Genomic DNA, 20353 nt, shown 5'->3' on the forward strand with positions numbered 1-20353 from the left:
ACTTTCCAGGCCCGCCCGCGCGGGCCTTTTTCATGGGTGAAACATGCAACCGACAACCCTGCAGGCCATCCAGGCGCACGCCGTGGCCGAGTACCCGCGCGAATGCTGCGGGCTGATCGTGGCCATTGAAGGCCACGAACGCTATCTTCCCTGCCGCAACGTGGCAGCCACGCCCAGCGAGCATTTCCGCCTGCCGGCTGAGGACTATGCCGTGGCCGAGGACAAGGGCGAGGTGCTGGCCCTGGTCCACAGCCATCCCGATGCTGCCGCAACGCCATCGGATGCAGACCGGGTCATGTGCGAGCGCAGCGGGCTGACCTGGCACATCGTCAGCGTCGGCCAGGTGGCCGGCGAGGCGCCGCTGTGCGGTGACCTGCAGACGCTGCATCCCTCGGGCTATGCGGCACCGCTGGTCGGCCGCCAGTTTGCCCACGGCGTGCTGGACTGCTACAGCCTGGTCCGCGATTTCCATGCACGCGAACTGGGCATTCCGCTGTCCGAGTACGAACGCCAGGACGACTGGTGGAGCCACGGCCAGGACCTGTACAGCCTTGAACGGCTGCACGCCGAGGGTTTCGACCTGATCGAGGGCGAGCCGCAGCGGGGCGACATGATCCTGATGCAGATCCGCTCGCCGGTCACCAACCACGCGGGCATCTACCTCGGCGACGGGCAGATGCTGCATCACCTGCATGGCCGCCTGTCCGAGACCGTGCCGTACGGCGGCATGTGGGCCGAGCGCACCCGTTGCATCGTGCGTCATCGCGAGGTGCGCCATGACTGACCGTCTTCGTACGATCCGCTTGTACGGCAAGCTGGGTGCCCGCTTCGGGCGCAGGTTCCGGCTGGCGGTGAACAGCCCGGCCGAGGCCGTGCATGCGCTGTGCACGATGCTGCCTGGCTTCCAGCAGTACCTGATGGGCGCAAAGGCCAAGGGCATGGAATTTGCCGTGTTCAACGGCCGGCAGAACCTGTCGCGGGATCAGCTGCACGACCCGCCGGGACAGGATGACATCCGTATTGCGCCGGTGATGGTGGGGAGCAAGCGGGGCGGCGTACTGCAGACGATCATGGGCGTCGTGCTGATTGTCATCGGTGCCGTCATGAATGCTTACGCACCAGGGAGCGGCGCGGGAGTCATGACGTCGGGTATTGGCATGGTTGCTGGCGGTGTCGTGCAGATGCTCTCCCCCCAGCCAAAAGGCCTGGGCGCCAAGGACACGCCCGAAAACGCACCCAGCTACAGCATGAACGGCACCGTCAACACGCAGGCGCAAGGCAACCCCGTGCCGGTTGCCTATGGCGGCCATGACAGCAAGGGCATGTTCATCGGCTCGGCCGTGATCAGCGGCGGCATCCTGGCGGAGGACCAGTTTTGAATCAGATCACTCATTCCACGCCGCGCACGCGCGGTGCAGTTGCGCCAGTACTGGCGGGCGCCAAGAAGGGCGCGAGCAACGCCCGAACCCCGGTCGAAACCGCCGACAGCCTGCACTCGATGGCGGTGGCCCGCATCATCGACCTCGCCAGCGAAGGCGAGATCCGTGGCCTGGTCGCCGGCAAGCAGTCGATCTACCTGGACCAGGTGCCGATCGAGAATCCGGACGGCACGCTGAACTTCTCGGGCGTGGACGTGCAGACGCGTTCCGGTACCCAGGACCAGGAGCACATCAGTGGCTTCCCTTCCATCGAGAACGAAGTCGGAGTCAATGTCGAGCTGCGCAGCGATGCGCCGGTGGTACGCACCGTATCCGGTGCCGACCTGTCGGCCGTCCGTATCCGCTTCGCGGTGCCGGCATTGCAGAAGACCAACACTCAGAACGGTGACACTGAGGGCTACCGGATCATGTACGCGGTGGATCTGTCCACCGACGGCGGCCCGTTCAGCACGGTGCTGACCGATGCCTTCAGTGGCAAGACCACCACACAGTACGAGCGCAGCCGCCGCATCGATCTGCCTGCCGGCAACCAGTGGCAGGTGCGCATCCGCCGGCTGACCGCCAACGCCAACAGCAGCACCATCGCCGATACCATCAACGTGCTGTCGATGACCGAGATCATCGATGCCAAGCTGCGCTATCCGAACTGTGCGCTGGCGGCGGTGCAGGTCGACGCCAGCCAGTTCCAGAACATTCCCACCCGGTCCTACCAGCTGTGGGGGCGCATCGTGCGCATCCCCTCCAATTACGATCCACTCAGCCGTCTCTACAGCGGCGTCTGGGACGGCACCTTCAAGAGCGGGTGGACCAACAACCCGGCCTGGGTGTTCTTCGACATCGTCACCAACGATCGCTTCGGCCTGGGCCATCGTGTACCGCTGGACTGGGTGGACAAGTGGCGGCTCTACCAGATCGCGCGCTATTGCGATGAACTGGTCAGCGATGGCCAGGGCGGAAAGGAGCCGCGCTTCACCTGCAGCCTGTATCTGCAGACCCGCGCCGAGGCCTATCGCGTGTTGCAGGACATCGCCACCATGTTCCGCGGCATCAGCTTCTATGCGGCGGGGCAGGTGATGGCCTCGGCCGACATGCCCAAGGACCCGGTACTGACCTACAGCCAGGCCAACGTCATCGAAGGGCGCTTCCACTATGCCGGCAGCAGCCGCACAGCGCGGCACACGGTGGCGCTGGTGTCGTGGATCGATCCGGACGACTTCGGTCGCCAGAAGGTTGAAGTGGTGCAGCACTTGCCCGGCGTGGCCCGCTACGGCATCAACCAGACCGAAGTGACGGCGGTGGGCTGCCACTCGCGTTCGCAGGCGCAGCGCGTGGGCAACCACATCCTGCATACCGAGATGCTGGAAACCGAGACCATCAGCTTCTCGGTGGGCCTGGACGCGCTGGGCTGCATGCCTGGCGATGTGATCCAGGTGGCCGACCCGAACCGCGCCGGTCGCCGCAATGCGGGTCGCATCCGCAGTGCGGGTACGCGCAGCCTGGTGCTGGATCGCGTGCCGGAGCAGATCGCGGCCGGTGACACCCTGCGCGCCACCCTGCCCAGCGGGCAGACCGAAGCACGCACGGTGCAGTCGGTGGATGGCGAGACGGTGACCGTCACCGCGCCGTGGTCGGCAGTACCGGTGGCGCAATCGGTATGGGCATTGGAATCGCCGGAGCTGGCCCTGCAGCACTATCGCGTGCTGTCGATCAGCGAAGGCGAGGACCTGACCTACCAGATCACGGCACTCAAGCACGTGCCGGGCAAGTACGCGGCCATCGACGATGGCACGCGCCTGGAGCAGCCGCCGATCAGCATCATTCCGCCCAGCGTGCAGCCGGCACCGGCCAATGTGCGGATGGCCTCGCATGTGGTGGTGGACCAGGGCATCGCCACGTCCGTGCTCACCATCGAGTGGGATGCCGCAGACAAGGCGATCGGCTATGACGTGGAATGGCGCCGTGGTGACCTCAACTGGGTCCGCGCCGGTCGCGTCGGGACGCAGAGCCTGGAAGTGCGTGGCGTCTATGCGGGCGAGTATCTGGCCCGCGTAAGAGCGGTCAATGCGCTGGGCGCGGTGTCGCAGCCGACGCTCAGTGCGCTCACCACCATTGAAGGCAAGACGACGCCGCCCCCGTCGCTGGCATCGTTGACCAGCACTACCCGCCCCTTCGGCATCGCACTGTCCTGGGGCTTCCCCGCAGGTGCGACCGATACCGAACGGACCGAACTCTGGTACAGCACCGGCCCCAATCGCGAGAGCGCGATCAAGCTGGGCGACTTCGCCTACCCGCAGGCCCAGCACCAGATGAACGGCCTGGCCGCTGGCGCGCGCTTCTGGTTCTGGGGACGGCTGGTGGACCGAAGTGGCAATATCGGCCGGTGGTATCCGGCGCAAGCCGGGGTGATGGGTGAGTCGAGCAGCAACCCGGATGACTACGACGCCTACTTTGCCGGCCGCATCAACGAAAGCGCGTTGGGCCAACTGCTGAGGGGCAAGATCGAGCGCGTCACCCAAGTGCTGCCGCTGGTCTGGGATGCCGAGGCAACCTACAGCCCAGGGCAATCCGTCATCCACGACGGCAGGATCTGGAGCTGGCAGGGCGCTGCTGCAGGCAATGAAACGCCGCCGGGCAGCCACTGGAAGAATATCGGCGACGCCATCGCCGAGGCGGGCGCCATCGTCGGCCGTGTCGATCAGCTGGAAATGGACGTTACCGACGTTGATGGCAAGGTGGCCGCGCAGGGGCAGAAGGTCGATGGCCTGTTCGCCCAGGTCAGCGACCACACTGCCGGTGAGGAGGACTACAACGTCGGCGAGAACGATGTCAGCGCCGGTGCCATCACCGTCTACAGCGTGATGGCTGAGAAGGACGCGGCACTGGCCAAACGTGTGGATACGGTCGAAGCGTCCATCGAGGGTGTACCCGGCAAGATCGAGGGTGTCAGTGCTGCGGTCCAGCAGGTCTCGCAGGCGGTGGTCAACCTGGATGGCAAGGTCAGCGCGACCTATACGGTCAAGGCGCAGATCAACAGTGCCGGACAGATCTACATGGCCGGCATGGGTCTGGGTGTCGAGCAGCAGCCTGATGGCAGCTATCAGAGTCAGATCCTGATGCAGGCTGATCGCTTCGCGTTGTTGAACACCAACAGCGGCCAGGTCAGTGCGCCCTTCGTGGTGCAGGGCGGGCAGACCTTCATCAGCCAGGCACTGATCGGCAACGGTTGGATCCAGAACGCCATGATCGGCGATGTGATCCAATCCAACGCGATCGGCGCCGGCGGGCAGCCGCGTTGGAGGCTCGACAAGAACGGCACGTTGACGATGAACGGCCCAGAGAACGGCGGCCGCCTGACCATCAATGACAGTGTCATCCAAGTTTACGACAGCAACGGCCGCGTCCGCGTCCGCATGGGGATCTGGTAATGGCAACCGGTATGCAGATATTCGGCCCGGACGGGCAGATGTGGTTCGACACCAATGATCGCGCCGGCAAAGTAATGGGTGAGATGCACGTCAGCAGCAGTTCCAGCATCTACGTGGGCATGGCGGGCATGGGACAGCCGTTTGCGATCCTGCCCAGCACGTTCTGGGACAGCTGGCAGGACATGAATGGAAACCAGTTCTCCGCACCGAACATGGCATTCATCACCTTCAACAAAGCGGGTGCCGCTGATGGGGACTATCTCACGCTCAGTTTCACCTTCATGACGACCACCAATCCCAATGCCTATCTCTTCTACGGGAGTTTCTGATGACCGTCGGCCTTGAAGTGACCAACGACAGTGGTGTTCCCGTTCTGGTCAACGCACATGCACTTGCCTTCTTTGCGGCAGGGAAGGGTGTGGAGACCATTGGCAGTAATACTTCGCCGCTGGGACAAAGCGGTTCTGTCAGCCTTCCGGCGCAGAGTGTGCCGTACCTGGTGTTCATCCGGTGCAATGGCGGCTCCACGCGGATTTCCACCGGCACTGCAGGTTTCAGCTGGAACATGGCCCAGGGCACCACCAGCTTCGAATGGTGGGCATGGGGACATGCGGTTCCCAGTAGCAATACTGGCATGCAGGTATACAACGCTGATGGCTCGCTGCAGTGGGACATGAGCAGTCGTCCACTGCGCATGGCAGGCCTGGTCGATATGACCGGGGCCCGGCCACCACTTGCCAGCGAAATGTCGAACGAGAACATTCTCACGGGCGATCTGATCAATGGTCCAGGGAGCAATCTTGCCTACCTGCTCTCGGACATCGGACTCTGTCACGACGTCTACGCGATGCCCAGCGGCAACCCCACCATCCGTACCAACATGCGCTACTCGGCAGCCATCAGTACGCCGAATGCATCGCAGATGCGAGTCAACTTCACCCGGCGGGCTGCCAATCGCCAGCGTTCCCTCAGTGGTGCGTCTTACCAGACGTTCGCCTCGCGTCTGCCAAGCTTCGTCCTTGCGGCTTACACTTACTGAGGGGAGATTACCGACGCGGCCGGCCATTTGAGCCGCCCGGCCGCTTCCCGTAGACTGCGCCCCTCTCAAGCTCCTCGACGCCCGCACTGCAGTGATCACGCCACCCTGACCCTTGCCGCCCATCGGTAGCCGGCCCGCCCGGCTCAGGAACCCGCGTCTTTCCACTGCAGCGCCATGCGGCCACGCCCGCGTGCGCGCGGAGTTTTTCCATGCAAACGTCCTACCCCCTGCGCCAGCAATGGCTCGGCAACATCCGTGGTGATCTGCTGTCCGGCATGGTCGTCGCCCTGGCCCTGATTCCCGAGGCCATCGCCTTCTCGCTCATCGCCGGCGTTGACCCCAAGGTCGGCCTGTACGCCGCGTTTTCCATCGCGGTGGTCACCGCCATCGCTGGCGGCCGGCCGGGCATGATCTCCGCCGCCACCGGTGCAATGGCGCTGGTGATGGTCGACCTGGTCAAGGACCATGGCCTGCAGTACCTGTTCGCCGCCAGCATCCTGGCCGGCCTGCTGCAGGTGCTGGCCGGTGTGTTCAAGCTTGGGTCGCTGATGCGATTCGTCTCGCGCTCGGTCATCACCGGCTTCGTCAACGCGCTGGCGATCCTGATCTTCCTGGCGCAGATGCCGGAACTGATCGGCCACGGCCCCACCGTCTACGTGCTGTGTGCCGCCGCGCTGGCGATCATCTACCTGCTGCCGCGCCTCACCCGCGCTGTGCCTTCGCCGCTGGTGGCAATCGTCGTGCTCACCGCCGTAGTGATCGGCTTTGGCGTGGACGTGCGCAGTGTTGGCGACATGGGCCAGCTGCCGGACAGCCTACCGCAGTTCCTCATCCCCGATGTACCGCTCAGCTGGGAAACGCTGCGCATCCTGCTGCCGGTGTCGGCCACGCTGGCCGTGGTCGGCTTGCTCGAATCGATGATGACCCTGCAGATCGTCGAGGACATCACCGAGACGCCCAGCGAGCGCAACCGCGAGTGCGTTGGCCAGGGCGTGGCCAACACGGTCACCGGTTTCCTCGGCGGCATGGCCGGCTGCGCGATGATCGGCCAGTCGGTCATCAACGTGACGTCTGGTGGCCGCGGCCGCCTGTCCTGCCTGGTGGCCGGCGTGCTGCTGCTGGTGCTGGTGGTGTACGGCAGCGACCTGGTGCGGCAGATCCCGATGGCCGCGCTGGTGGCGGTGATGATCATGGTCAGCATCGGCACTTTCAGCTGGCGCTCGCTGCGCGACCTGCGCACGCATCCGCGCAGTTCCTCGGCCGTGATGTTGCTGACCGTAGTGGTCACCGTGGCCACCCACGACCTGGCCAAGGGCGTGCTCAGTGGCGTGCTGCTGTCGGCGCTGTTCTTCGCCCGCAAGGTCGGCCGCATGCTGGATGTGCAGCGCGAGGATGCCGCAGACACGCAGGTCTACCGCGTACGCGGGCAGGTTTTCTTTGCGTCCGCTGGCCAGCTGGGCGCCGCCTTTGACTACCAGCACGTGGCGCCGAAGGTGCAGATCGACCTGCGTGACGCCCACCTCTGGGACCTGACCGCAGTGGCCGCGCTGGAACGTGCGCAGGAAAAGCTGGCTGCGCATGGGGCGGAGGTGACGGTGGTGGGACTCAATGCGGCCAGCCAGACGCTGGTCGAGCTGGTGGGCGGGCGCGCGGGCGGGCATTGAGGCTTACGCGTCCTGCTTCTGCGACGAGGTGCACGCATTCTGAATCCGGTCAGGCACCTGAAACCGGCGCCGTCGTAGCATTGCCCGCGTGATGGGGGTCGATGGACGGCCCCTTCCTGCCGGCACCCGCTGGCGACACGCAAGGGAGAAACAGGCAATGCAGGCAATGGACGCGCTCGGGCGCAACGAACGGGTCGGCGTCGGCCGTGGGTGCTGGAAGGTGTTGGCCCTGTGCCTGGCGCTCACCGCATGCCAAGCGCCTTCTTCCCAGGCAGCGGCCGATACGGCTGCGCCCGTGTCGATCGCCGCAGCATCGCCGGCAGCTCCTCCCGGCCCGGCATCCGCAGATTCTCCGCGGTACCCGGATACGTCCTATAGCGAAGGTACGCTGCGCCCAGCCTATGGCTGGTGTGTGGATGGGGTGGAAGATGCAGGCAAGCTCCAGGCCTGCGGCAAGGACGAACTCGCCTACCAGCAAGCGCGTCTCGAAGCGGCGGCCAGCAAGGCGCTGGCCGGGCTCGACGCCGCTGCCCAGACGGCGTTCCAGGCCAGCCAGGCGAGCTGGCGCAGCGATACAGACCGTTATTGCCGCGATGTTCCCAATGGCAGCGTGCAGCAGCTGCAGGGCGCGCAGGAATGCCGCCTGTACCGTGTTGCCAACCGTGCCGACCAGTTGCTGGCGCAGAGCGCGCCGCCGGATACCTCGTATACCCAGGCAACGCTGCGTCCGGAATACACCCGTTGCGTGCAAGACGCCCGCGGCATGGACGACCAGCTGGAAGCCTGCGATACGGCCGAGCTCGCCCACCACAAGGCGCTGCTGGAAGCACAGGTCGCGCGACTGATGGACGGCGCCGACGGCCCGGCCAAGGACCGCTGGATGGACGAGCAGGCCAACTGGGTCGCAGAGACGGACAAAAAGTGCAGCCAGGCCACTGACAGCGTGGGCCCGGCGTTGGATGCACAGTTGTGCTTCATCAATCGTTATGCCAACCGTGTGGCGGAACTGCAGAAGGGCGTGCTGGCGCGATGACGAGCCTCGATGCCGGCATTGCAGGGGGCCTCGACGCCGATCCGAAAGCCCGTCTGCTGGCAGCGCAACGGAATTGACTGCGATCAAGTCTTCAAGATGTTCTTGAGACGGCAGTTTCGTTGAGGTTCGTGAGTGTTGGGTATCATGTGAGCGACCTCAACATACGAATTCGCGAACGCGATCGCGAGGACGTTGCGCCGTGCAGATTGCAGTTGGGACAAGGTGCACGCATTCCGAATCCAGTCAGGCATCTGAAATCCACGCTCGCGTAGCATGCGTTTCCTGATGGGGCCGATGGACGGCCCCGCGTTGACCGGCCACGCGCCTGGATGCCAAGGAGATGCAAGCAATGCAGGGAACGAACCACCTTCCAGCGGCCCCCCGTGAAACGTTCGGCAAGGTTGGTGCCATCGCCCTTGCGCTGGTCTTTGGCCTCAGCCTGGCGGCATGCCAGGCCAAGAGCCCGGAGGCGTATACGGCAGCTGCCCCCGCGGCCGCCGCGCCGGCCACTGCATCGCCGCCCGCCACTGCAGAGCCTGCACGTGCCGCACCTGCCACGACGGCGGCCGATGGCGATGACCAGGACATGCCGCCGCGGCGCCCGGATGATTCCTACAACAAGGCGACGCTGCGGCCGCAATACGCCACGTGCGTGAAGTCCAGCGGCGGCGAGACACCGGCACTGCAGGCGTGCGGCGATGAGGAGCTTGCCTGGCAGGAGCAGCGACTCGAGCAGGCCTTCATGAAGATCGTCGACGGCCCCGATGGCAAGGACAAGGACAGGCTGATGGACGAGCAGGCCGCCTACATGTCCGATACCAATCGCTACTGCTGCTGGAACCCTGCCGAAGACGGGCAGGGGCAGATGCTGGACGCGCAGTCCTGCCGGATCAATCGCACTGCCAACCGTGCCGATGTGCTGCAGGCACTGACCTCGAAGTAGTTCCGCGCATAGGAGTACAGGACGATGGATGCAGCGCGCCCAGGCCGGGCTGAAGCCACTGTTCGACAACCCGCAGGAGGCCGAGCGTGCGGCCGGCCAGTTGGCCTATGAAAGCAAGGTGTCCGGGATGCGCCAGATCGACCATGTCGTGGCCCGCCCCGACGGCACCGGTCTGTTTGCGGTGCAGGGCGAGCTGGGCGACCCGGCGGCGCAGCGGACCTTCGTCGACCGCCAGCAGGCGGTATCGCACTCGGTCGAGGCCAGCAGCCGGCAAAGCGAAGCGCTGGACAGCCAGTTCAACCAGCGTGCGCAGGAGCAGCAGCAGGAACAGATGCGCAACCGCGGGTTGTAGGCCACGCGGCGACCCCGGGGCCGGTCGAGCGGCCAGTCCCGGCGCCACCCGCCGCCATTCGGCCGTCCGGTGTAAACTATTGATCTCACTGGCAATGCCAGTCTCCGCGATCAACACCCCGATGACGTCCGCCACCGCCCGTTACGCCGATTCCCTGCGCCTGTCCGTGGCCCCCATGATGGACTGGACCGACCGCCATTGCCGCGTGTTCCACCGCGTGCTGGCGCCGGGTGCGCGCCTGTACACGGAAATGGTGCACGCCAACGCGGTCATCCACGGCGACCGCGAGCGCCTGCTCGGCTTCGACCGCAGCGAGCAGCCGCTGGCGCTGCAGCTGGGCGGCAGCGACCCGGCGCTGCTGGCGCAGGCCGCGCGCATCGCCGCGGAGTGGGGCTACGACGAGGTCAACCTCAACTGCGGCTGTCCGTCCGACCGCGTGCAGGCGGGGCGTTTCGGCGCCTGCCTGATGCGCGAGCCGGCGCTGGTAGCCGACTGCGTGGCGGCGATGGTCGACGCGATCGGGATCCCGGTGACGGTGAAGTGCCGCTTGGGCGTGGACGAGGACAACGACTATGACGTGTTCGCCGCCTTCGTCGACCGCCAGGTCGCCGCCGGTGCCGCAATGGTGGTGGTGCATGCGCGCAACGCGTGGCTGAAGGGCCTGTCGCCGAAGGAGAACCGCGAGGTTCCGCCACTGAAGTACGACTGGGCCTACCGCCTGAAGCAGGAGCGCCCGGCGCTGCCGGTGGTGCTCAATGGCGGCCTGGCCACCATCGAGGCGGTACAGGCGCAGGCCGCGCACGTCGATGGCGTGATGCTGGGCCGCGCGGCCTACCACGACCCCTACCTGCTGCATCAGCTGGAGGCGCTGCAGACCGGCGCCCCGCTGCAGGCCCGTGGCGACCTGCTGCGCACGCTGCGTCCCTACGTGGAAGCGCGCCTGGGCGAAGGCCTGGCGCTGAAGCACATCACCCGCCACCTGCTCGGCCTGTTCCACGGCCAGCCCGGTGGCCGCGCGTTCCGCCAGGTGCTGAGCGAGGGCGCGCACCGCCCGGGCGCCGACTGGAGCCTGGTCGAGCAGGCCCTGTCGGTCACTGAGCGCGAAGCCGATCGTGCCGCAGCGTGACCGCAGTCACATTCCTGACTTGACAAGGGACGGCGATTCGTCCCGAATGTTCACCTAGCTGAACATCGCAGGGCTGCGGCCGGAAAAGTTCAGACCGGATTCACTGCCCCAAACCAAGAATTTGCAAAGGAATTGTAAAGGCCGGGTCCCGCACCCGGCTCCCGGATTTACGACTTTTGAACGAATCGCCGTGCTCGGCTAGGATCGCATCGATGTCTTCCGCTCCCTTCCATTGCCGCATTGCCCTGGCCACCTGCGTGGTGCTGTCGGCTGCGCCGCTGTCGTCGGCGCTGGCGCAACAGCCACCGCGCGGCGAGCAGGCACGGGCGGAAATGATGGATCGGGGAGAGCGTGGCAACCGTGGCGACGAGCGCTCGCTGTCCGACGCCGTGCGCCGCGTGCAGCGCAGCACCGGCGGCCACATCCTCGGCGCCGAGCGCGTGCCGTTCGATGGTCGTGATATCAACCGGGTGAAGTACATGGACGACCGGGGCCGGGTCCGCTACATGGACGACCCCGCCCCGTCGCGTTCACAGCCGCGCACGCCGCGGTCGGATATGTCATCACTACGCGGCGATAACCCCTGAACAGGGATAGTCGTCGCTATCAACCCGTACCCCACAGGCCTCCGGGCCACACCCAGGACACTAGGGAGAGTTCATGCGTATCCTTCTGGTCGAAGACGAAGCCCCGCTGCGTGAGACCCTGGCAGCCCGGCTCAAGCGCGAAGGCTTTGCCGTCGATGCTGCGCAGGACGGCGAGGAAGGCCTCTACATGGGGCGCGAAGTTCCGTTCGATGTCGGCATCATCGACCTCGGCCTGCCCAAGATGTCGGGCATGGAGCTGATCAAGGCCCTGCGTGACGAAGGCAAGAAGTTCCCGGTACTGATCCTGACCGCGCGTTCGAGCTGGCAGGACAAGGTCGAGGGCCTGAAGCAGGGCGCCGACGATTACCTGGTCAAGCCGTTCCACGTCGAAGAGCTGCTGGCCCGCGTCAACGCGCTGCTGCGCCGCGCCGCCGGCTGGAGCAAGCCGACCCTGGAATGCGGCCCGGTCGCCCTGGACCTTGCTGCCCAGACGGTCAGCGTGGCCGGCAGCAATGTCGACCTGACCAGCTACGAGTACAAGGTGCTGGAGTACCTGATGATGCATGCCGGTGAACTGGTCTCCAAGGCCGACCTCACCGAACACATCTACCAGCAGGACTTCGACCGCGACTCCAACGTGCTGGAGGTCTTCATCGGCCGCCTGCGCAAGAAGCTGGACCCGGATGGCGAACTGAAGCCGATCGAGACCGTGCGCGGTCGCGGCTACCGTTTCGCGATCCCGCGCAACGAGGGCTGAGCCGGCTCACCCTGGCGATAACACGATGTCCGGCCGTCTGTGGTTCTTCCGACGCTGGCGGCCGCGCTCACTGCAGGCGCGCCAGATGCTCGCCGCGTCCGTGGGCCTGGTGGCGTTCCTGGCGCTGGCCGGCTACGCGCTCGACGCCGCCTTCGCCGATACGGCGAAGGCGAACCTGCGTGAGCGCCTGAAGAACTACGCCACCTCCTACGCGGCCGGCATCGACTTCACCCGCGACCGCTCGCTGTACATCCGCGAGCAGCCGCCGGATTCACGCTTCGACGTACCCGGCAGTGGCCTGTACCTGCAGGTGGTGATGCCGCACGGCAAGGGCAATTCGATGTCCGCCGAAGGGCCCATGCTGCCCACCGTGGGCGGCGGCCTGCTGGCGCCGCGCCAGGAAGTGTTCGAAGGCCCGCTGCCGATGATCCAGATCGATGGCAGCCAGGGCTCGGTGTACCGCTATGGCCTGGGCCTGGTGTGGGGCGCCGACGCCGACCCCGCCACTGAATTCCCGTACACCATCTACGTGATGGAAGACTCGCGCGCGCTGGGTGCGCAGCTGCGCGTGTTCCGTGGCCGCGTCTGGTTCTACCTGGGCGGCATCGGCCTGATCCTGCTGCTGCTGCAGACCGTCATCCTGCAGTGGAGCCTGCGCCCGTTGCGCCGGGTGATCACCGAGCTGACCAAGGTGCAGCGCGGCGAGACCGAGCGCATGAGCGAGCGCCACCCGCGCGAGCTGGAACCGCTGACCGACAGCATCAACGCCTTCATCGAAAGCGAGCGAGAGAACCTCGAGCGCCAGCGCAACACCCTGGCCGACCTGGCGCACAGCCTGAAAACGCCGATCGCGGTACTGCGCACGCAGATGGACAGCGGCGCCGGCGACGGTGCGCTGCGCGAAGAACTGGACGTGCAGCTGCAGCGCATGAACAACCTGGTTTCGTACCAGCTGGCACGCGCGGCCTCGTCGGGCCACAAGCTGTTCTCCGCGCCGCTGCCGATCGAGTCCAACGCCGAGGAAATCGTGCGTGGCCTGGAAAAGGTCTACGCCGCCAAGGGCGTGCTGTGCGAATTCGATATCGACCCGGCCGCACGCTTCCACGGCGAACCGGGCGACCTGCAGGAACTGCTCGGCAACCTGCTGGAGAACGCCTTCAAGTGGGCCAACCGCCGCGTGCTGTTGACCGCGCAGCCGCTGCCGGCGCCGAACGCGCGCCGTGCCGGCCTGCTGCTGGCGGTGGACGATGATGGCCCGGGCATCGCCCCTGACGACATCGGCAAGGTGCTGCAGCGTGGCGTGCGTGGCGACGAGCGCGTGCAGGGCCACGGCATCGGCCTGTCGATCGTGCAGGACCTGATCAAGGACTACCGCGGCGAACTGACCGTGGGCCGTTCAGCCGAACTGGGTGGCGCCCGCTTCGAAGTGCGCTTGCCGCCGGGGCCGTAAACCTCGTTGATCGGTAGTACCGGCCGCTGGCCGGCAACCAAGCAATGCCATCGAAGATCATGAGGTTGCCGGCCAGCGGCCGGCACTACGGCATTTCGATCTTCGGCGGCTCGCCATAGAACCGCCGCAGCTGCGCGGCGACCTCGGGCAACGCCTGCTGCAGCAGATCCGGTGCCGAGAAGTGGTACTCGCTGGCTACCGCGAAGAACTCTTCCGGCGCCTCGGCCGCATACGGATCGATCAGCGTCTCTTCATCTGCGTCCACCTGCGCACAGAAGGCGTCGTAGGCGCGCTGGAACGTGGCCGCCCACTCGCGCTGCCATTGCCGCGGCAGCGGCGGTGTGCCGTCCATCGCACCATCCAGTGCATCGAGCTTGTGCACCATCTCATGTACCGCCACGCAGTAGCCGTCGTGCGGCGCGGCCAGGTCGGCCTGCACATCGGCCCAGGACAGGATCAACGGACCACTGTCCCACGACTCGCCGATCAGCTCGTCATCCCACTCGTGCAACACGCCGGCCGCATCCATGTGGCTGCGGTGCACGCGGAACGCATCCGGGTAGACGATCAGCTGCGACCAGCCTTCCAGCCCCACTTCACCGAATTCCAGCAGCGGCAGGCAGCACAGTGCGGCCAGCAGCACGCCATCGCCAGCCTGCAGTTGCAGTTCACCGACAGGGGTAATGGTCTTCTCATGCAGGAAGCGCGTGGCCAGCACGCGCAGTCGCGCGCGGCGTTCGTCGTCCAGGCCGTGCAGCCAGGCCGCACGGCGGCAGGCGTCTTCCCAAAGCGCATCGTCGATCGGCCGCGGCGAGGGCCGCAGCCACTGCAGCAACGACTTGATCAGCGGAACATTCCCGGCAGGTAGCTGTGCCACTTCGGCGCACGGATGCGCTGCAGCACGTCGTCGTCGCTGCCGCCGCCCCCGGTGCTGGTGGCACTGCTGGCCGCAGGGCGTACCGGTGCCGGCTTGGTGGTCGCAGCCGAGGCGGTCGCGGTCGGCGCGCGCTGCGAGGCGGCATCACCGTTGGAGGACACGCAGGCGCCCCGGCTGTCGTCCAGCGCTGCCGTTGCAGACGCCGCGAAGGGCATCATCAGCAGGATCAGGCAATGGGCATAACGGCGCATTGACGACATCCACGTTAAGGGAGGGTGAGTTCCCGATTCTAGCCCGAACCCGGCGCCCCGTTGGAAGCCCCTGCGGAACCCAGCGTGGCAGGCGTCGCTGGCGGCTTTCCCGCATAATTCCTGCCTGACTTCGTGGAAGCTGCCGTGGACGATCGCCAATTGCTGGCCAAACTCGCTGCCGGTCGCCTGTCCGGCGACGCCCTGGCCCGAGAGCTGGGCCAGACCCGGGCGGCTATTTGGAAGCGTATTCAAGGGCTTAGGGCCGCAGGTGTGGACATCGAGGGCCGTGCTGGCGAGGGCTATGGCCTGACCCGCCCGGTCGACCTGCTGGACCCGGCGGCGATCCGCGCCAGCCTGCCCGCCGATGCCCAGGCCCTGCTGCACGACCTGCAGGTGGCCTGGACGGTGGACTCCACCAATGCTGAATTGCTGCGGTGCAGCGCGCCCCAGCGCGGGGTCAGCGTGCTGCTGGCCGAACGCCAGACCGGTGGCCGCGGCCGTCGTGGCCGCACCTGGGCCTCGCCGTTGGCCGCACATATCTACCTGTCGGTGATGCGCCTGTACTCCGGCGGCCTGGGCCGCCTGGCCGGGTTGAGCCTGGTGGCCGGCATTGCCGTGGCCGAAGCGCTGCACGACCTGGGCTACACCCAAGCGCAGTTGAAGTGGCCGAACGACCTGATCGTCGATGGCAAGCGCAAGCTGGTCGGCCTGCTTGCCGAGGGCGGTGGCGAATACGCCGGCCCGGCGCGCGCGGTGATCGGCATCGGCATCAACACCCACATGCCGCCGTCGTTCGGCGAGCAGATCGCCCAGCCGTGGGTGGACCTGGACACGTTGGCCGGCAAGCCGGTGGACCGCAATGGGGTGGTTGCTGCCGTGCTGGCGCGCCTGCTGCCGGCGCTGGAAGAATTCGATCGCGAAGGCCTCGCTCCGTTCCTGCCGCGCTACGCTGCCTTCGACATGCTGGCCGGCCGCGAAGTGCGCGTGGAACTGGACGGGCAGTGGCAGCACGGTACTGCGCTTGGCCTGGCCGATGACGGCGCATTGCGCGTACGCATCGATGGCCAGGAACGCCTGCTGCACGCCGGCGAAGTCAGCGTGAGGGCGGCATGAGCGATTGGTTGTTCGACCTCGGCAACTCGCGCTTCAAGTTCGCGCCGTTGCAGGGTGACCGTGCCGGTGACGTACAGGCCTGGGCGCATGGTGCCGAAGGCATGGCCGGGCAGCCGCCGCACAGCCTGCCCAGCGGCCGCACCGCGTTCGTGGCCAGCGTGGCGGCACCGTCGCTGACCAGCGCGATGCTGGACCAGCTGCAGCGCCGCTTCGAAAACGTGCACGTGGTGCGCACCAGCGCCGAATGCGCCGGTGTGCGCATTGCCTATGCCAGGCCGGAAAAGTTCGGCGTCGACCGCTTCCTGGCCCTGCTGGCTGCCGCAAAGGCACAGCGCCCGGTGCTGGTGGTCGGCGTGGGCACCGCGCTGACGATTGACCTGCTCGACGCGGACGGCCAGCACCACGGTGGCCGCATTTCCGCATCGCCCACCACCATGCGTGAAGCGCTGCACGCCCGCGCCGTGCAGCTGCCCGCGACCGGTGGCGGCTACAGCGAGTTCGCCAACGACACCGCCGACGCGCTGGCCTCCGGCTGCGATGGCGCTGCGGTGGCGCTGGTTGAACGCAGCGCACAGCACGCGCACATGCTGCTGGGCGTGGCACCGTCGCTGCTGGTGCACGGTGGCGGCGCAGCGGCGCTGATGCCGTTGCTGCCCGCTGCCGATCACCACCCCTCGCTGGTGCTGGATGGCCTCGCCCGCTGGGCGGTGCACCAGCCCGCGCGCTAGTATCCGCGCATGCTGACCCGTGCCCTGATCGTCGTACTGGCCATTCTCAATCTCGGCGTCGCCTGCTGGTGGCTGCTGCGCGATGCGCCGCAGAAGCCTGCGCCTGCGCCGCAACCGGCTGGCGTCGCCGAGCTGCGCTGGGTGCCGGGTGGCGCGGATGCCAATGCCGCAGCCGAGGCCACTGCGGCCGCCCCGACCGCACCGCTGATGGAGCGCGAACCGGCGGCGAAGACCGCGGTGGCTGCGACACCCGCGCCGGCCGTGCCGGCCAAGCCGGAATCTGCCAAGCCGCAGGTGGCTGAGGCTGCGCCGGTTGCTGACGCTGCCAAGCCGGGAACACCGCCTGCACCCGTTCCGGCAGCGGAAAAGCCCGTAACCCCGCCCGCGGCCGCCGAGCCGCCGCGCTGCGTCGCGCTGGGCCCGTTCGCCGACCGCGCCGCCGCGACCAGTGCACAGGGCAAGGCCGGTACGCTGCTCAGCCAGGTGCGCCTGCGCGAACAGCCCGCTGCCAGCGGCAGTGCCCGCTACCGGGTGATGCTGCCGGCCGCCGCCAACCGTCACGAAGCCCAGGCCACCGTGAAGCGCATCGTCGCCGCCGGCCTGAGCGACTACTACATCATCAGCCAGGGCGAGGAGGCCAACGCCGTGGCGCTGGGCCAGTACCGCAACCGCGAAGGCGCCGAACGGCGCATGGCGGCGGTGCAGGCCGCCGGCTTCCAGCCGCGCCTGGTCGCCAGCGGCGACACCGGCCAATGGTGGCTGGAAGGGCAGCTGGCGGCAGGCACGCAGCCGGCCCAGGCCCAGCAGCGCAGCGGCGCAGCCCAGAGCCGGTCGCTGGAATGCACGCGGTTGCGCTAGAATCCCCTGACCGCGGCGCTGCCGCCGGTGCACCAACCATGCCGCTTTAGCTCAGTTGGTAGAGCAACTGTCTTGTAAACAGTAGGTCATCCGTTCGATTCGGATAAGCGGCACCACCTGGGAAGCTCTGAAACGCCTTGAAAACAGGGGTTTCAACGAAAAAGGCCAGCGCAGTACGCTGGCTTTCCTGCGTCTGCCGTCCGTCCCTACGCTGACCTCAGGGAAGCAGACTCCTAGGAGGAACTAATGAGCTCGACTGAAGCCCGACAACCTCGCTTCTGATCTGCTGGCATCGGTCCAGCATCAAGTCGCCGGATGAAGCTCCAAGCCGGATGCCTCCGTCCGCCAGCAACGGATAGGTTTCCAGTCGCACGCGATAGGCTTCCTGCGAGGAGTAGCGTACCGCCTGATCGCCGGACGCGAGAGGGGCCCCCGGTAAGTCTTCTTCCGCAATGAGGCCGTTGATCCGAAGTTGCGCGCACAGGCCCGCGTAGTAGGCGCTTCTTTCGTCCTGTCCTCGGGGATTTTTTTCAGCGTGGCCTAAAGCGTGAAAGCTTTCGTGCGCAACCAAGTCAACAAGATTCGCGAAGGTTCTATGTTGATTGCTGTATACAGGTGCCACAAACGCAAGCTGCCTGCCTGTGGCAAAGAGGCCAATCGATCTTGTTCGTATTGCCCCAGCAGTGCCTTCCGGCAGAAGAAGGATTCGGTACCTGTTTGATGCTGCCGGTATCCATGACTCGGATGCCGCAGCCGCAGCATCGATACGTGCGCACACATCTGCGGCATCAAGCGCCAGCCCGTTCGCGATCTGCAGGTTGATCGTCCGCGCGGTATTCGTGCAGCGGACGAGGTTCGTAGCGCCTACGGCGTTCTTCCCCGGTAGAACAGAAGTCGTATGGAAGTAACGGAGAGGGCCTAGAGGGACGGAAACAACTTCAGTGTATCCCGCTGAAGCAACCCCATTGGGAAGTGTGGTAGTCGCGCAGCCTGAAAGAACAATGGTGCAGACGCCAACCAGGAAGATTGCAATTGTGCGCATCTTGTCCCCACATGAAAGCGGGGCTGATGCCTCCGCTCCAGCGAATCGTGTCAGGTGTTCCACGACAACCAGGTCATCCGTTCGACTAGGATAATCGCCCCCATTCCCATGAGTCAGCGCCTCTTTGCGCTGCCTCAGGTACTCCCATTTGTTCGAAGGGCGGCAGAGCGGTTGCGTCGACGGCCTTACCTTGAGAATGCTGGCCCGTCCTGCGCATGAACCTGCTGCGCCGGCTGCTGTTCCAGATTTGCGGCCAACGCTTCAGCGCGATGAAGGGACTCTGCTTCAGGCAGGCGAAGCGCGTCCATCATATTCATGGTTCCACGGCGTTGGGCAGGATCGTCCATCGCTCCCTCGACGATGAATACTCTCTTGCCACGTGCAAGGGACTATCAGCCTGTGCAAGACCCGCTCGAAGTGTTGGGGATTTGGTCAGAAGCGGTGCCAGCGAGGGATCAACCAAAGGCGAAGCCGGACGACGTGTTGCCCCTGGTCGGCCACTCACCTGCGGCTGTGACAGTGCAGATTCTTCAGTACGCTCCATGGTGCGGCTCTTTCGCAATGACAGGGATCAGCGCTGACTGATCGATACGTAGGTCAGCGTCTTGTGGTCAAGGGAGAGCCCGAGTAGAACCTTGGCACTGTTCACCTGAGCAGACCAGTAAGGGCGGGAATCAGGCGCATCCGGGTGGGGTGGATACATGGCGGATTCTTCCCAGATGATTTCCTCGAGCGCGATGCTCGGTGGTGTGACCTCAAAGATCAAGGTCGCGTGCGTCGGATCGTCGGCAGGACTTCTCAGCGTGATGTTCTGGATACCAAGTCCGCCCAGCATGCCGCGTTCTGCGGTCCGCTCGTCCCTCAAGCCTTGTCGAGTCGGTTCTCCCAGGTGCGTGTGGAGCTGTTCATTCAATGCGTCGACATCATCAAAACGCAACTTGGTCAAACGCTCGATATCGTTCTTGAACCGCTCCATACCAGTTTGACTCCCTGATTCGACGGGCTGTTTTTGATTCAGATAATCTGATGGGGGCGGCGGCGCGGCGCTCGTACATGCTGCCAGCACAAGCGCCGGAACAGCGATCGCGAGGCGACGACGCACTGCTATCCAGAGGTGGCGCCGAAGTTCACGTTCTGATGAAGAAGCGCATTTCTCGACCCATGCATCCATGAAAGCGTCTCTCGTGCCAATGTCACGCTCTTGAATCTAGCACAGCGTTTTGTGAGTCCGGATCGGATTCCCGTGAAAAATGAGCTACTGAAAACGCACCCGGTTCTACTTTCCGGAGCTGCCGCATCATGGTCATCAACAGAAAAGTCGAACTCAGATCATTTGATGTGGCCGAGCATCTTCGGACGCCGGAGGAGATGGCGGCTTATCTCGACGCCGGCATCGAAGAGAGCGACGGCGATTCTGCCTTCATCGCCAAAGCGCTCGGCGATATCGCCCGCGCTCAGGGCATGAGCAAGGTTGCGCGTGCGGCGGGCCTGTCGCGCGAGAGTCTGTAACGCGCACTCTCCGGTGAGCGCAGCCCTGATTTCGCGACCATCCTGAAGGTGACCCGAGCCCTGGGTGTGCGATTGCACGCCAGCGCAGCATAAGCACAGGCGCCGATCATGATGCGTCGGCGCGGCGCCAGTCGCAAAGGCGATGGAACGAAAATGAAGA

20 protein-coding genes, 1 tRNA gene and 1 pseudogene are annotated in these 20353 nt (G+C 65.7%); 18 read left to right on the forward strand and 4 right to left on the reverse strand.

What is annotated here, in order from left to right; all coding sequences use genetic code 11:
• Positions 1–43 precede the first annotated feature (43 nt).
• From ACSYHF_RS01240 to ACSYHF_RS01300, 13 genes are all read left to right on the forward strand, one after another.
• On the forward strand, positions 44–784 hold the full coding sequence (locus tag ACSYHF_RS01240; RefSeq protein WP_111128890.1) for a C40 family peptidase: 741 nt from the start codon (positions 44–46) through the stop codon (positions 782–784).
• Positions 777–1379 carry a tail assembly protein gene (locus tag ACSYHF_RS01245; protein ID WP_087921215.1) on the forward strand — a complete coding sequence of 201 codons (603 nt, stop codon included), beginning with the start codon at positions 777–779 and terminating at the stop codon, positions 1377–1379. Before ACSYHF_RS01240 ends, ACSYHF_RS01245 begins: the two co-directional genes overlap by 8 nt.
• Complete coding sequence (locus ACSYHF_RS01250; RefSeq protein ID WP_447576022.1) at positions 1376–4864, forward strand: host specificity protein J; 3489 nt, start codon at positions 1376–1378, stop codon at positions 4862–4864. The genes ACSYHF_RS01245 and ACSYHF_RS01250 overlap by 4 nt, the downstream gene beginning before the upstream one ends.
• Positions 4864–5193, forward strand: coding sequence for a hypothetical protein (locus ACSYHF_RS01255; protein WP_069138062.1), 330 nt, complete (start codon positions 4864–4866; stop codon positions 5191–5193). Before ACSYHF_RS01250 ends, ACSYHF_RS01255 begins: the two co-directional genes overlap by 1 nt.
• Positions 5193–5903, forward strand: a complete 711-nt coding sequence (locus ACSYHF_RS01260; RefSeq protein ID WP_329847858.1) for a hypothetical protein — start codon at positions 5193–5195, stop codon at positions 5901–5903. The genes ACSYHF_RS01255 and ACSYHF_RS01260 overlap by 1 nt, the downstream gene beginning before the upstream one ends.
• A 209-nt stretch (positions 5904–6112) precedes the next feature.
• Positions 6113–7567: a SulP family inorganic anion transporter gene (locus tag ACSYHF_RS01265; protein WP_197598776.1), complete on the forward strand. Its 1455-nt coding sequence runs from the start codon at positions 6113–6115 to the stop codon at positions 7565–7567.
• 421 nt (positions 7568–7988) lie between these two features.
• Complete coding sequence (locus ACSYHF_RS01270) at positions 7989–8600, forward strand: lysozyme inhibitor LprI family protein (RefSeq protein ID WP_162911608.1); 612 nt, start codon at positions 7989–7991, stop codon at positions 8598–8600.
• A 349-nt stretch (positions 8601–8949) separates the two neighbouring features.
• Positions 8950–9543, forward strand: a complete 594-nt coding sequence (locus tag ACSYHF_RS01275; RefSeq protein WP_447576023.1) for a lysozyme inhibitor LprI family protein — start codon at positions 8950–8952, stop codon at positions 9541–9543.
• A 28-nt stretch (positions 9544–9571) separates the two neighbouring features.
• Positions 9572–9895: an XVIPCD domain-containing protein gene (locus ACSYHF_RS01280; protein WP_005420636.1), complete on the forward strand. Its 324-nt coding sequence runs from the start codon at positions 9572–9574 to the stop codon at positions 9893–9895.
• Between the two features lie 94 nt (positions 9896–9989).
• On the forward strand, positions 9990–11021 hold the full coding sequence (gene dusA / locus ACSYHF_RS01285; RefSeq protein WP_188239501.1) for a tRNA dihydrouridine(20/20a) synthase DusA: 1032 nt from the start codon (positions 9990–9992) through the stop codon (positions 11019–11021).
• Between the two features lie 212 nt (positions 11022–11233).
• The gene (locus ACSYHF_RS01290) at positions 11234–11608 is read left to right on the forward strand and encodes a hypothetical protein (protein ID WP_005420623.1); all 375 of its coding nucleotides are present in this window, start codon (positions 11234–11236) and stop codon (positions 11606–11608) included.
• 73 nt (positions 11609–11681) lie between these two features.
• Positions 11682–12365, forward strand: a complete 684-nt coding sequence (locus ACSYHF_RS01295) for a response regulator transcription factor (protein WP_004136763.1) — start codon at positions 11682–11684, stop codon at positions 12363–12365.
• A 25-nt stretch (positions 12366–12390) separates the two neighbouring features.
• Positions 12391–13815 carry an ATP-binding protein gene (locus ACSYHF_RS01300; protein ID WP_053498753.1) on the forward strand — a complete coding sequence of 475 codons (1425 nt, stop codon included), beginning with the start codon at positions 12391–12393 and terminating at the stop codon, positions 13813–13815.
• 85 nt (positions 13816–13900) lie between these two features.
• Here the strand turns inward: ACSYHF_RS01300 and ACSYHF_RS01305 are convergent, their stop codons facing one another.
• Together ACSYHF_RS01305 and ACSYHF_RS01310 are read right to left on the reverse strand one after the other, a co-directional pair.
• Positions 13901–14692: a M90 family metallopeptidase gene (locus ACSYHF_RS01305; RefSeq protein ID WP_175421904.1), complete on the reverse strand. Its 792-nt coding sequence runs from the start codon at positions 14690–14692 to the stop codon at positions 13901–13903.
• Entirely contained in the window at positions 14659–14943 is a 285-nt protein-coding gene (locus tag ACSYHF_RS01310; RefSeq protein ID WP_014645622.1) for a hypothetical protein, read from the reverse strand. Before ACSYHF_RS01310 ends, ACSYHF_RS01305 begins: the two co-directional genes overlap by 34 nt.
• Before the next feature lie 144 nt (positions 14944–15087).
• On the opposite strand from ACSYHF_RS01310, the gene birA reads away from it, so the two are divergent.
• The 4 genes from birA (at position 15088) to ACSYHF_RS01330 (ending at position 17758) form a co-directional block, all read left to right on the forward strand.
• The gene (gene birA / locus ACSYHF_RS01315) at positions 15088–16056 is read left to right on the forward strand and encodes a bifunctional biotin--[acetyl-CoA-carboxylase] ligase/biotin operon repressor BirA (protein ID WP_334271725.1); all 969 of its coding nucleotides are present in this window, start codon (positions 15088–15090) and stop codon (positions 16054–16056) included.
• Complete coding sequence (locus ACSYHF_RS01320; protein ID WP_447576024.1) at positions 16053–16784, forward strand: type III pantothenate kinase; 732 nt, start codon at positions 16053–16055, stop codon at positions 16782–16784. The genes birA and ACSYHF_RS01320 overlap by 4 nt, the downstream gene beginning before the upstream one ends.
• 9 nt (positions 16785–16793) lie before the next feature.
• A complete protein-coding gene (locus ACSYHF_RS01325; RefSeq protein WP_447576025.1) occupies positions 16794–17642 on the forward strand; it encodes an SPOR domain-containing protein in 849 nt (282 codons plus the stop codon).
• Positions 17643–17682: 40 nt separating this feature from the next.
• Positions 17683–17758, forward strand: a tRNA-Thr gene (locus ACSYHF_RS01330).
• Positions 17759–17859: 101 nt separating this feature from the next.
• Here ACSYHF_RS01330 and ACSYHF_RS01335 read toward each other — a convergent pair.
• On the reverse strand, positions 17860–18684 hold the full coding sequence (locus ACSYHF_RS01335; protein ID WP_447576026.1) for a hypothetical protein: 825 nt from the start codon (positions 18682–18684) through the stop codon (positions 17860–17862).
• Positions 18685–19255: 571 nt separating this feature from the next.
• Complete coding sequence (locus tag ACSYHF_RS01340) at positions 19256–19855, reverse strand: hypothetical protein (protein WP_447576027.1); 600 nt, start codon at positions 19853–19855, stop codon at positions 19256–19258.
• A 128-nt stretch (positions 19856–19983) separates the two neighbouring features.
• On the opposite strand from ACSYHF_RS01340, the pseudogene ACSYHF_RS01345 reads away from it, so the two are divergent.
• Positions 19984–20286 (forward strand): annotated as a pseudogene (locus tag ACSYHF_RS01345) (addiction module antidote protein).
• Positions 20287–20353 lie beyond the last annotated feature (67 nt).

The sequence above is a fragment of the Stenotrophomonas maltophilia group sp. P373 genome, assembly GCF_053295075.1.

Coding starts and splice junctions, on each gene's coding strand:
- ACSYHF_RS01255 (WP_069138062.1), top strand. CDS start 4,864: ATGGCAACCGGTATGCAGATATTCGGCCCGGACGGGCAGATGTGGTTC.
- ACSYHF_RS01240 (WP_111128890.1), top strand. CDS start 44: ATGCAACCGACAACCCTGCAGGCCATCCAGGCGCACGCCGTGGCCGAG.
- ACSYHF_RS01310 (WP_014645622.1), bottom strand. CDS start 14,943: ATGCGCCGTTATGCCCATTGCCTGATCCTGCTGATGATGCCCTTCGCG.
- ACSYHF_RS01260 (WP_329847858.1), top strand. CDS start 5,193: ATGACCGTCGGCCTTGAAGTGACCAACGACAGTGGTGTTCCCGTTCTG.
- ACSYHF_RS01340 (WP_447576027.1), bottom strand. CDS start 19,855: ATGGATGCATGGGTCGAGAAATGCGCTTCTTCATCAGAACGTGAACTT.
- ACSYHF_RS01265 (WP_197598776.1), top strand. CDS start 6,113: ATGCAAACGTCCTACCCCCTGCGCCAGCAATGGCTCGGCAACATCCGT.
- ACSYHF_RS01300 (WP_053498753.1), top strand. CDS start 12,391: ATGTCCGGCCGTCTGTGGTTCTTCCGACGCTGGCGGCCGCGCTCACTG.
- ACSYHF_RS01325 (WP_447576025.1), top strand. CDS start 16,794: ATGCTGACCCGTGCCCTGATCGTCGTACTGGCCATTCTCAATCTCGGC.
- ACSYHF_RS01335 (WP_447576026.1), bottom strand. CDS start 18,684: ATGCGCACAATTGCAATCTTCCTGGTTGGCGTCTGCACCATTGTTCTT.
- ACSYHF_RS01320 (WP_447576024.1), top strand. CDS start 16,053: ATGAGCGATTGGTTGTTCGACCTCGGCAACTCGCGCTTCAAGTTCGCG.
- ACSYHF_RS01275 (WP_447576023.1), top strand. CDS start 8,950: ATGCAGGGAACGAACCACCTTCCAGCGGCCCCCCGTGAAACGTTCGGC.
- ACSYHF_RS01295 (WP_004136763.1), top strand. CDS start 11,682: ATGCGTATCCTTCTGGTCGAAGACGAAGCCCCGCTGCGTGAGACCCTG.
- ACSYHF_RS01280 (WP_005420636.1), top strand. CDS start 9,572: ATGCAGCGCGCCCAGGCCGGGCTGAAGCCACTGTTCGACAACCCGCAG.
- dusA (WP_188239501.1), top strand. CDS start 9,990: ATGCCAGTCTCCGCGATCAACACCCCGATGACGTCCGCCACCGCCCGT.
- ACSYHF_RS01290 (WP_005420623.1), top strand. CDS start 11,234: ATGTCTTCCGCTCCCTTCCATTGCCGCATTGCCCTGGCCACCTGCGTG.
- ACSYHF_RS01245 (WP_087921215.1), top strand. CDS start 777: ATGACTGACCGTCTTCGTACGATCCGCTTGTACGGCAAGCTGGGTGCC.